The sequence below is a fragment of the Streptomyces sp. ISL-98 genome, assembly GCF_018614055.1.
Taxonomy (GTDB): domain Bacteria; phylum Actinomycetota; class Actinomycetes; order Streptomycetales; family Streptomycetaceae; genus Streptomyces; species Streptomyces spiramyceticus.
Window position 1 is genome coordinate 89,723 of sequence record NZ_JAGGPB010000028.1, and the last position, 10,061, is coordinate 99,783.

General features: G+C 69.8%; 9 protein-coding genes. 1 reads left to right on the plus strand and 8 read right to left on the minus strand.

The genetic code is table 11. From position 1 onward, the window contains the following. Nucleotides 1-151: 151 nt before the first annotated feature. On the minus strand, nucleotides 152-451 hold the full coding sequence (locus J7I98_RS20250) for a DUF3039 domain-containing protein (RefSeq protein WP_214922207.1): 300 nt from the start codon (nucleotides 449-451) through the stop codon (nucleotides 152-154). A 30-nt stretch (nucleotides 452-481) separates the two neighbouring features. Then, nucleotides 482-1,042 (minus strand): YqgE/AlgH family protein, encoded by a 561-nt coding sequence (locus J7I98_RS20255; protein ID WP_214922209.1) that lies wholly within the window; start codon nucleotides 1,040-1,042, stop codon nucleotides 482-484. A gap of 253 nt (nucleotides 1,043-1,295) precedes the next feature. On the opposite strand from J7I98_RS20255, the gene murA reads away from it, so the two are divergent. Next, nucleotides 1,296-2,636, plus strand: a complete 1,341-nt coding sequence (gene murA / locus J7I98_RS20260; protein WP_214922212.1) for a UDP-N-acetylglucosamine 1-carboxyvinyltransferase — start codon at nucleotides 1,296-1,298, stop codon at nucleotides 2,634-2,636. 420 nt (nucleotides 2,637-3,056) lie between these two features. On the opposite strand, the gene J7I98_RS20265 is transcribed toward murA, so the two are convergent. The 6 genes from J7I98_RS20265 to J7I98_RS20290 all read right to left on the minus strand — a co-directional run bounded on the left by J7I98_RS20265 (nucleotide 3,057) and on the right by J7I98_RS20290 (nucleotide 9,918). Then, nucleotides 3,057-3,338, minus strand: a complete 282-nt coding sequence (locus tag J7I98_RS20265) for an HU family DNA-binding protein (protein WP_028815325.1) — start codon at nucleotides 3,336-3,338, stop codon at nucleotides 3,057-3,059. Nucleotides 3,339-3,593: 255 nt separating this feature from the next. Then, nucleotides 3,594-5,018 (minus strand): NAD-dependent malic enzyme, encoded by a 1,425-nt coding sequence (locus tag J7I98_RS20270; RefSeq protein WP_214922214.1) that lies wholly within the window; start codon nucleotides 5,016-5,018, stop codon nucleotides 3,594-3,596. A 388-nt stretch (nucleotides 5,019-5,406) separates the two neighbouring features. After that, nucleotides 5,407-7,824 (minus strand): UvrD-helicase domain-containing protein, encoded by a 2,418-nt coding sequence (locus J7I98_RS20275; protein ID WP_374225159.1) that lies wholly within the window; start codon nucleotides 7,822-7,824, stop codon nucleotides 5,407-5,409. Nucleotides 7,825-7,920: 96 nt separating this feature from the next. Next, nucleotides 7,921-8,673: an anti-sigma factor gene (locus J7I98_RS20280; RefSeq protein WP_214922216.1), complete on the minus strand. Its 753-nt coding sequence runs from the start codon at nucleotides 8,671-8,673 to the stop codon at nucleotides 7,921-7,923. Continuing rightward, complete coding sequence (locus tag J7I98_RS20285; protein ID WP_214922218.1) at nucleotides 8,670-9,299, minus strand: sigma-70 family RNA polymerase sigma factor; 630 nt, start codon at nucleotides 9,297-9,299, stop codon at nucleotides 8,670-8,672. Before J7I98_RS20285 ends, J7I98_RS20280 begins: the two co-directional genes overlap by 4 nt. 61 nt (nucleotides 9,300-9,360) lie before the next feature. Further along, nucleotides 9,361-9,918: an ABATE domain-containing protein gene (locus J7I98_RS20290; RefSeq protein WP_214922219.1), complete on the minus strand. Its 558-nt coding sequence runs from the start codon at nucleotides 9,916-9,918 to the stop codon at nucleotides 9,361-9,363. Between the last annotated feature and the right edge of the window lie 143 nt (nucleotides 9,919-10,061).

Consider the following 10,061-nt stretch of genomic DNA (forward strand, 5'->3'; position numbering starts at 1 on the left):
CAGGAGATTAGGGGCGGTCCCCCACCCCGACAAGAGGTCTCAACCACTCTGTGACCGGCGGGAGCACCCCGTGCAACGCGGACGGCCCCCGGGGCGCGCACTCAGCGCGCCCCGGGGGCCGTCACGGGTGGAGCAGGGACTGCTTACAGGGCTACTTCTTGCCCTTGTCCTTGCCGCCCTTGTCCTTGTCGCCACCGGCGCCCAGGGACTCGAAGATTTCCTTGCACATCGGGCAGACCGGGTACTTCTTCGGGTCGCGTCCCGGGATCCAGACCTTGCCGCAGAGCGCCACGACGGGCGTACCGTCGAGCGCGCTCGCCATGATCTTGTCCTTCTGGACGTAATGGGCGTACCGCTCGTGGTCTCCGTCGCCGTGCGAGGTCAGCGGCGTCGGTTCGACGAGGGTCCCCGTACCTGCCCCGCGCTCGGGCTCGGGCTCAAGAGTGCTCATGGCATCCAAGCGTACTCACCCCCGGCGCGTTCAGTTCAGGCTCGGGTCGTCCGGGTACGTCGCGATCATCGCCAGCTTGCTGCGCTGCCTGCGCAGTACGGCCCGCCACAGGCTCTCCGGCTCCGGTGACGACACATCCCCGGGCTCCGACTCGACGACGTACCAGGCACCCTCGCGCAGTTCGTTCTCCAGCTGGCCGGGCCCCCATCCCGAATACCCGGCGAAGATCCGCAGCGAGCCGAGGGCCGCCGCGAGCAGCTCCGGCGGGGCCTCAAGGTCGACCAGGCCGATCGCGCCGTAGACCCTGCGCCAGCCCAGCGGCCCTTCGTCGCCGGGGATCACGGCCACCCCCAGCGCCGAGTCGAGCGAGACCGGGCCGCCCTGGAAGACGACGTCCGGGTCGCCCGCGAGCGCCGCCCAGGGCAGCAGGATGTCGCGGACGCCGACCGGGGTCGGGCGGTTGAGGACCACGCCGAGGGAGCCCTCCTCGTCGTGGTCGATGAGGAGCACCACCGCGCGGTCGAAGTTGGGGTCCGCGAGGGCCGGTGAGGCCACCAGCAGCCGCCCTGTGAGCGAGGACACCTCCGTCATGCGACACATGATCCCGCACATTCCCCCTCCGGGGGGAGCGGACGGCGATGCGTAAGCGTGCGCAGCTCAGGGCGCACTGCAGCAGCGGGAGCGCGCACCCCCGGAACGTCACCCTCCGCAGAGGCCGCTGTGCGGAGAGTGTTGTGTCTGATTCATGACATACGCGCACCCCCCTCGGCCTTATGGCACAGGGGTAGTCGCCCCTTACTCTTTTCACTGGCCACCTGTCCGACCACTCCGGAACGCGAGATCCATGACCGGCACTGACGATGTACTGCTTGTCCACGGCGGCACCCCGCTCGAGGGCGAGATCCGCGTCCGCGGCGCGAAGAACCTGGTGCCGAAGGCGATGGTCGCCGCGCTCCTCGGCAGCGGTCCGAGCCGACTGCGCAACGTGCCCGACATCCGTGACGTGCGCGTCGTACGCGGACTCCTCCAGCTGCACGGCGTGACGGTCCGCCCCGGTGAGGAACCGGGCGAGCTGATCCTCGACCCGTCCCACGTCGAGTCCGCCAACGTCGCCGACATCGACGCCCACGCGGGCTCCTCGCGCATCCCGATCCTGTTCTGCGGCCCGCTGCTGCACCGGCTGGGCCATGCGTTCATCCCGGGCCTGGGCGGCTGTGACATCGGCGGCCGGCCGATCGACTTCCACTTCGAGGTGCTGCGCCAGTTCGGCGCGACGATCGAGAAGCGGGCGGACGGCCAGTACCTGGAGGCCCCGCAGCGGCTGCGCGGCTGCAAGATCCGCCTGCCGTACCCGTCGGTCGGCTCGACGGAGCAGGTGCTGCTGACGGCCGTTCTGGCCGAGGGCGTCACCGAGCTGTCGAACGCCGCCGTGGAGCCGGAGATCGAGGACCTCATCTGCGTACTGCAGAAGATGGGCGCGATCATCTCCATGGACACCGACCGTACGATCCGGATCACCGGTGTCGACTCGCTCGGCGGCTACAACCACCGCGCGCTCCCGGACCGCCTGGAGGCGGCCTCCTGGGCGTCCGCGGCGCTCGCCACCGAGGGCAACATCTACGTGCGCGGCGCCCAGCAGCGCTCGATGATGACGTTCCTCAACACGTTCCGCCGGGTCGGCGGCGCGTTCGAGATCGACGACGAGGGCATCCGCTTCTGGCACCCGGGCGGCCCGCTCAACGCGATCGCCCTGGAGACGGACGTGCACCCCGGCTTCCAGACCGACTGGCAGCAGCCGCTGGTCGTGGCCCTGACGCAGGCGTCGGGCCTGTCCATCGTCCACGAGACGGTGTACGAGTCGCGCCTCGGCTTCACGTCCGCGCTGAACCAGATGGGCGCGCACATCCAGCTGTACCGCGAGTGCCTGGGCGGCTCCGACTGCCGCTTCGGCCAGCGCAACTTCCTGCACTCGGCGGTCGTCAGCGGTCCGACGAAGCTCCAGGGCGCGGATCTGGTCATTCCCGACCTGCGCGGCGGCTTCTCGTACCTGATCGCGGCGCTGGCGGCGCAGGGCACGTCGCGGGTGCACGGCATCGACCTGATCAACCGCGGCTACGAGAACTTCATGGAGAAGCTGATGGAGCTCGGCGCGAAGGTGGAACTGCCGGGCGGAGCGCTCGTCTGAGAGTTTTCCCACGCGGAGTTTTCCCACGCGTACGGCGAAGGGGCGGCCACCCGGTCATCGGGTGGCCGCCCCTTCGCCGTACTCAGTGAATGCCGGCGGCGGCGAGCGTCGCGATCAGCAGGGCCGCGCCCACGAGCAGGAGGGAGAGGCTGGGGCGGGTCTGACTGGCATCGCGCACGGTGAACTCCTGGTGGTCTGAGTCTGCGTACGGCTCCTCACCACTTTGCCGACGCTCAAACCTCCCGACACACAATCGCAGCTGACAGTCGTTCAGGCGGCTCGTGAGCAGGCCCGTACGGGCCCGTACCGCCTCCGTGGACCCCTGACCCGGCCCAGGCCCTGATACGGCCTCAGAAACGCGAAGAGGGCGGCCGCCCGGCGTATTCCGGGTGAACGCCCCCTTCGGGTCTGCCTTGGGTGTTACTTGCCCTTGGCGGCTTCCTTGAGCTTGGAGCCCGCGGAGACCTTCACGCTGTAGCCGGCCGGGATCTGGATCGGGTCGCCGGTCTGCGGGTTACGAGCGGTGCGAGCGGCACGGTGGGTGCGCTCGAAGGTCAGGAAGCCGGGGATGGTTACCTTCTCGTCGCCCTTGGCGACGATCTCGCCGACGGTCTCGGCGAGAGCGGCCAGAACGGCGTCGGCGTCCTTGCGGGTCACGTCGGCACGGTCGGCCAGGGCGGCCACCAGCTCACTGCGGTTCATGTTGTTACTCCCGTGTTCTTCTTGCCTGTAAGGCGTGAGATCGAAGCCGATGCTGCCAGGGCCCTCGGACAGTCCCCGGACCCGGGTCTGTCGTAAGACCCTCGCGCCCGAATACGCATCCTGCCCCCACCTGCGGCGGGAAAGCCAATCCGGCACCCTCCGGAGGGCCGCAAGGCTCATGGTCCGCCACCCTAAAGGGGCGTTTAGGGCCCTGCATCCCGCGACGCGCCGGATGTCAGGCGGACGTGGGGCCCGTCACAGAGCCGAGTCGGCCTTTGCGTCTGCCGTTGCGGCCGTACGGACGGCTCCGGCGACGGCGCCCGCCACCTTGTCGTTGAAGACGGACGGGATGATGTAGTTGGCGTTCAGCTCGTCCTCGGTGACGACGTCGGCGAGGGCGGTGGCCGCCGCCAGCATCATCTCCGTGTTGACCGTGCGGGAGTGGGCGTCCAGCAGGCCTCGGAAGACGCCGGGGAAGACCAGCACGTTGTTGATCTGGTTCGGGAAGTCGGAGCGCCCGGTGGCCACAACTGCCGCGGTTTCGCGGGCGATTGCCGGGTCGACCTCGGGGTCCGGGTTCGCGAGCGCGAACACGATCGCGTTGTCCGCCATGGCCGCCACGTCGTCCCCGTTCAGGACGTTCGGGGCCGAGACGCCGATGAAGACGTCGGCGTCGACGACGGCCTCCTTGAGGGTGCCGGTGACGCCCTCCGGGTTGGTGTTGTCGGCGATCCAGCGCAGCGGCGACTCGGGGGCGGCGTCGACGAGGTCCTTGCGGCCCGCGTGCACCACGCCGTGGATGTCGGCGACGACCGCGTGCTTGACGCCCGCGGCGATCAGGAGCTTGAGGATGGCCGTACCGGCCGCGCCCGCGCCGGACATGACGACCCGTACGTCACCGATCGCCTTGCCGACCACGCGCAGCGCGTTGGTCAGCGAGGCGAGCACCACAATGGCCGTGCCGTGCTGGTCGTCGTGGAAGACGGGGATGTCGAGGGCCTCGCGCAGGCGGGCCTCGATCTCGAAGCAGCGGGGCGCGGAGATGTCTTCGAGGTTGATGCCCGCGAAGCCGGGGGCGATGGCCTTGACGATCTCGACGATCGCATCGGAGTCCTGGGTGTCCAGGCAGATGGGCCACGCGTCGATGCCGGCGAAGCGCTTGAAGAGGGCCGCTTTGCCCTCCATGACCGGCAGTGCGGCCATCGGGCCGATGTTGCCGAGACCGAGCACTGCGGAGCCGTCCGTCACAACTGCGACGGAGTTGCGCTTGATGGTCAGGCGGCGGGCGTCCTCGGGGTTCTCGGCGATCGCCATGCAGACGCGGGCGACACCCGGCGTGTAGATCATCGAGAGGTCGTCACGGTTGCGGATGGGGTGCTTGGACGCCATCTCGATCTTGCCGCCGAGGTGCATCAGGAACGTACGGTCGGAGACCTTGCCCAGCACCACACCCTCGATGTCGCGCAGGTTCTCGACGATCTCGTCGGCGTGCGCGGTCGAGGTCGCCGCGATCGTGACGTCGATCCGCAGCTTCTCGTGGCCGGATGCGGTCACGTCGAGGCCGGTCACCGACCCGCCGTGGGACTCTACGGCCGTGGTGAGCTGGCTGACCGCGGTCCCGCTCGCGGGGACCTCCAGCCGGACCGTCATCGAGTACGAGACGCTGGGCGCCGTTGCCATGGCCGACTTCCTCTGCTTTCCCTAGCTTCATTGCTGCGCGACCGTGGCTGTTGCCCGGCGACGCCTTCCGATGGTCCCACCTACCTGCGGGTAGCAGGTAATGCGGTCATTTTGTTTTCGGAAACTGTTTTCCACCATACGAGAAGTGCAGGTGAAACAGAAGAGGTCCGCGACACCCGTGGGTGCTGCGGACCTCTTCTGTATGTACGTACCAAGTGGTGTACGTACTAAGTGCTCAGGTGGCACCGACCCGCCATGCTCGCCTCGCGGCAAGTGGTCGCTCGTAGCGACGAAGGTTGGGCCCGGGGGCTTGGATCGAGCCGGTGCCACAGCAAGGCTAACAAACCACCCCGGCAAGTGATTCCCCCAAGCGCACGTTGACCCCGGTTCAGTCCCGCAGCAGTGCCGGCACCCCGTCCGCACCCGGCTTGTCGCGCTCCCCCGAAACGACCGTGAGCTGCTGCGTCGCGCGCGTCAGCGCCACGTACAGCACCCGCAGGCCCGCCGGGGATTCCTCCGCGATCTCCGCAGGTGATACGACCACGGTCGCGTCGTACTCCAGGCCCTTCGCCTCCAGGCTGCCGAGCGCCACGACGCGCTCGCCCAGCGGCGCGAGCCACTTGCGGGCCTGCGCGCGCCGGTTCATGGCGACGACTACGCCGACCGTGCCGTCCACACGCTCCAGAAGGCGCTGTGCCTCCTCCCGCACGGCCGTGGCGACGTCCTTGTCCCGTACGACCGCGAAGCGCGGCTGGACGCCCGTGGAGCGGACCGCGGCCGGTGACTCCATGCCCGGCATGGCCAGCTCCAGGACCTTGGCCGCCAGGGCGGCGATCTCGGCCGGGTTGCGGTAATTCACGGTGAGCGTGAACTTGCGGCGCGGCCGGGCGCCGAGGGCCTCGTCGCGGGACGCGGCCGCCTCGGCCGGGTCGGACCACGAGGACTGTGCCGCGTCACCGACGATCGTCCAGGTGGCGTGCCGGCCACGGCGGCCGACCATCCGCCACTGCATGGGCGTCAGGTCCTGCGCCTCGTCGACGATGACGTGCGCGTACTCCGTGCGCTCCTGGGCCAGCCGCTCGGCGCGCTCCCACTGCGTCTCCTCGCGCTGCGGCATCAGCTCTTCGAGGCCGCTGAGCTGGTCGAGAGGGTCGTACTCGCGCTTCCGCTTGGGGCGGGCCGGGGTGCCGAGCAGCGTCTGAAGCTCGTCGAGCAGCGCCACGTCGTGGACGGACAGCGGACCCTGCCCCTCCGCGTCGAGGCGGCGCAGGGAGCGGGCCAGCTGGCGGGTCTCGCGCGGGTTCAGTACGCGGCGGGCCCAGCGGCCCAGGCGCCTCTCGTCGGCCATGGCGGCGAGCACCCGGCGCGGCGTGAGCTCGGGCCACCAGGCGTCGAGGAAGTCGATGAACTCCGTCTCGGTCGAGATGTCGTCGTCGAAGCCGGAGCGCAGCTCGGCGACCAGTTCGGGGTCCCCTCGTGAAAAGTCGGCAGCGCGGCCCCGGCCGCTCGACTTGGACCACAGGGCGTCGAGCAGCAGCTTGCGTGCGCGGGGGCGCAGCAGGTTGACGGGGGCCGTGCCGCTGAGGACGTTGTGCCGGATGCGGCTCAGGTCGTCGGCGTTCAGCTCCACGCGGGCGCCGAAGGCGACGACGCGCAGCCTGTCCGGGGTCGCGGCTGCCTGTGACTCCTGCGGCTCCTCCTCGCCGAAGGCCAGCTGTCCTTCATCGGCGGGGGCGGGGGCGGGCGGCGCGTCGAGGGCGCCGCGTGCCGCGTTGCGCAGCACCTTGAGCATGCGCGAGGAGCCCTTGATGCGGGCGATGTTCGGTTCGTCGTACGTCGATGCCTCCGCGCCGTCGACGAGCGAGCCGACCGCGCGGATCGCGACCTGGCCCTCCTCGCCCAGCGAGGGCAGCACGCCCTCGGTGTACGCCACGAGCAGCGGCGTCGGCGACACGATGAGGATGCCGCCCGCGTACTTCCGCCGGTCCTGGTAGAGCAGGTAGGCGGCGCGGTGCAGGGCCACGGCGGTCTTGCCCGTGCCGGGGCCGCCGGAGACCTCGGTGACGGAGGCGGCGGGGGCGCGGATGACCAGGTCCTGCTCGGCCTGGATGGACGACACGATGTCGCGCATGGTGTGGCTGCGGGCCTGCCCGAGGGCGGCCATCAGCGCGCCGTCGCCGATGACTGCCAGCGGGGCGTTGTTCAGGGTCGCCGTCAGCTCGGGGCGCATCAGGTCGTCCTCGACGCCGAGCACCTTGCGGCCCTTGGAGCGGATGACCCGGCGGCGTACGACCCGGCCGGGCTCCTTGGGCGTGGAGCGGTAGAAGGGCGCGGCGGCCGGCGCGCGCCAGTCGATGACCAGCGGGGAGTAGTCGGCGTCGAGTACGCCGATACGCCCGATGTGCAGGGTCTCGGCGATCTCGGCCGTGAGTTCGGGGCGTACCGCGTCGTCGGCGGGTTCGACCGAGGTGTACGCGCCGTCCGGGCCCTTCTGCCCGTCCTTGCCGCGCAGCAGATCGATGCGTCCGAAGAGGAAGTCCTCGAATTCGTTGTTGAGCCGGTTGAGGTGAATTCCGGCGCGGAAGACCTGCGCGTCACGCTCGGCGAGCGCGCCGGGCGTGCCGACCTGGCCGCGCTTGGCGGCGTCGTTCATGAGGAATTCCGCCTCGTGGATCTTCTCCTCCAGACGGCGGTACACCTGATCCAGATGATCCTGTTCGACACCGATTTCGCGGGTCCGCGCCGACTCCTCGGAGGAGTCGGAAGCGGAATCCACGGAATCGACAGCGGCATCCTGCACGGCCACCGAGGCCCCCTTCTGACGTGCTGCGGGCAGCCGTCAACCGTACGCGAAGGGGGACCCGGACCGCACCTGTACGGAACAGGGAATTGAGTGGATCTGTCAGGCTTCGACCTCGACCAGGCGCTTTCCGTCGAACGTCCGGACCTCGAAGTGGTCGATCTCGTCGCGGTTCATGGCCGCGCCGCCGTGCACGTACAGCGGATCCTTCGCCGTCTTGTTCGTGCTGTCCGGGATGCCGTATCCCCACTTCGGGACGGCCCACGTGGTGACGGTCTCCTCCTTGCCGTCCTTCGCGACGGCGATGAGGCTGCACTTCAGCGGGCCCTTGACGTTCTTGAGCTCCAGGACGGTGTGGGTGCCCCAGCCCTTCTTCTCCATGCCGACGGTCGCACTGACCTTCGTGGTGGCGTCGGTCGCGACGATCTTCTCCTCCATGTGGTTGAAGAAGGCGTCCTCGGCCGGGCTGGTCGGGTGGGGTCCCGCGATGGTGCTGCCGCCACCGTCGTCCGACGTGGCCACGACCGCGATCGTCGGGCCGCCGACGACCAGTACGGCGGCTGCCGCCACCAGGTAGAACCCGCGCCGTCTGCTCTGCGCGCGCTTGGTGGCGACCTCGTCGGTGAGGCGGTCGAGCAGCTGGGGAGTGGGCTCGGTCAGCCGCGCGGGCGGGCCCGGGTACTCGGCGAGGGCGGCCATCATCGGTTCCATGCCGGCGAAGTCGTCCAGCTGGGCGGCGCAGTACTCGCAGCCGGCCAGATGGGCTTCGAAGGCGGTGGCGTCCGCGTCGTCCAGAATGCCGAGCACATATGCGCCGACGGCATCATGCTCGGAGTGCCGGTCCTGCGTCGTCATGCCGTCACCCCTCGTTCCTCGAGCGCGAGTTTCATGGAGCGCAGTGCGTAGAAGACCCGGGACCTGACCGTCCCACTGGGTATGCCCAGCACTTCGGCCGCCTCATTGACCGTACGCCCTCTGAAGTACGTCTCGACAAGTGCTTCCCGGTGAGCGGGAGTCAAATCGTCGAGCGCGTCAGAGAGCGTCATCAGCCACAACGCCTTGTCGATCTCGTCCTCCGCGGGCATGACCTCCAGCGGCGACGGATCGACCTCCTGCGGCCGGGACTGCCGGCTGCGATGGTTGTCGATGACGATGCGACGGGCGACCGTCACCAGCCAGGGGCGGACAGAGCCGGTGGCCCGATTGAGCTGACCGGCGTTCTTCCAGGCACGGATGAGCGTCTCCTGTACGACGTCCTCGGCGCGTTGGCGGTCGCCGGCGACGAGGCGCAGTACGTAGGCCAGCAGCGGGCCGGCATGTTCGCGGTAGAGCGCGCGCATCAACTCTTCGTCAGGAGCCTGTTTTACGGCGCGCGGTCCCCCCAAACGATGTCGAGCCCTGTGCTGACGGTCATCGGCCACGGCCGCATCCTCGCGCACCCGAACCTCCTGGTCGAGACCCTGTGTGGCTCCCTCCTCCATCACTACGCAAGGACGGCCGGATCGACTCAACGCAATCCGAAGAAAGTTTTCAGGCTTTCGTTCAGGCGCGTGACGCGACTGCGCGGCGCCGGTGGCGGGCGACCCTTTCCCGGTTGCCGCACACCTCGCTGGAGCACCAGCGCCTGCGGCGCCCCCGGGACGTATCGAGGTACAGGCGACGGCAGTTGTCACCCTCGCACTGGCGCAGGCCGGCGCGGGCGGCGGGGGCGGTCAGCAGGTCCACCGCGTCGCGGGCCACGGCGGCGAGCAGCGCCGCGCATTGGGGGGTGTCGCTGAGCGCCCTGACGAGGACGCCGTCCGCCGTACGTACGGCCCTGACGCCGGGCGGAGCGGTGGCGGCCAGGGCGTTGACGTACTCCAGGGCGCGGGGCGCGGGCCGCCCACCGAGCTCTGCGCGCACCAATTCGCCGACGTACTCCCGCACTTCGACGAACCGGCGCACCCACCCGTCGTCGACAGCATCGAGCGCCACGGTGCAGGGCACGAGCCCGGCGCCGACCAGCCACTCCCGGAGCCGATCGGCGTCGTCGAGCTGCTCGGCGGGGTGCACCCCTGTCGCTACCAGATCCAGACAGACGCGTCCGGAGTCGTACCGCATGCGCGTGTCACCGCCTCGGGGTTACCGGTGGGTGTCGTCCCGTCCCCCCAGAGTGCCCGCCAACACGCCGCCCCGGAACCCCTCCCACCGCACGTGCGCCCCCTGGAGGCCGGTTCGGGAAGGGGGCGGGGCGGGGGGGGGGG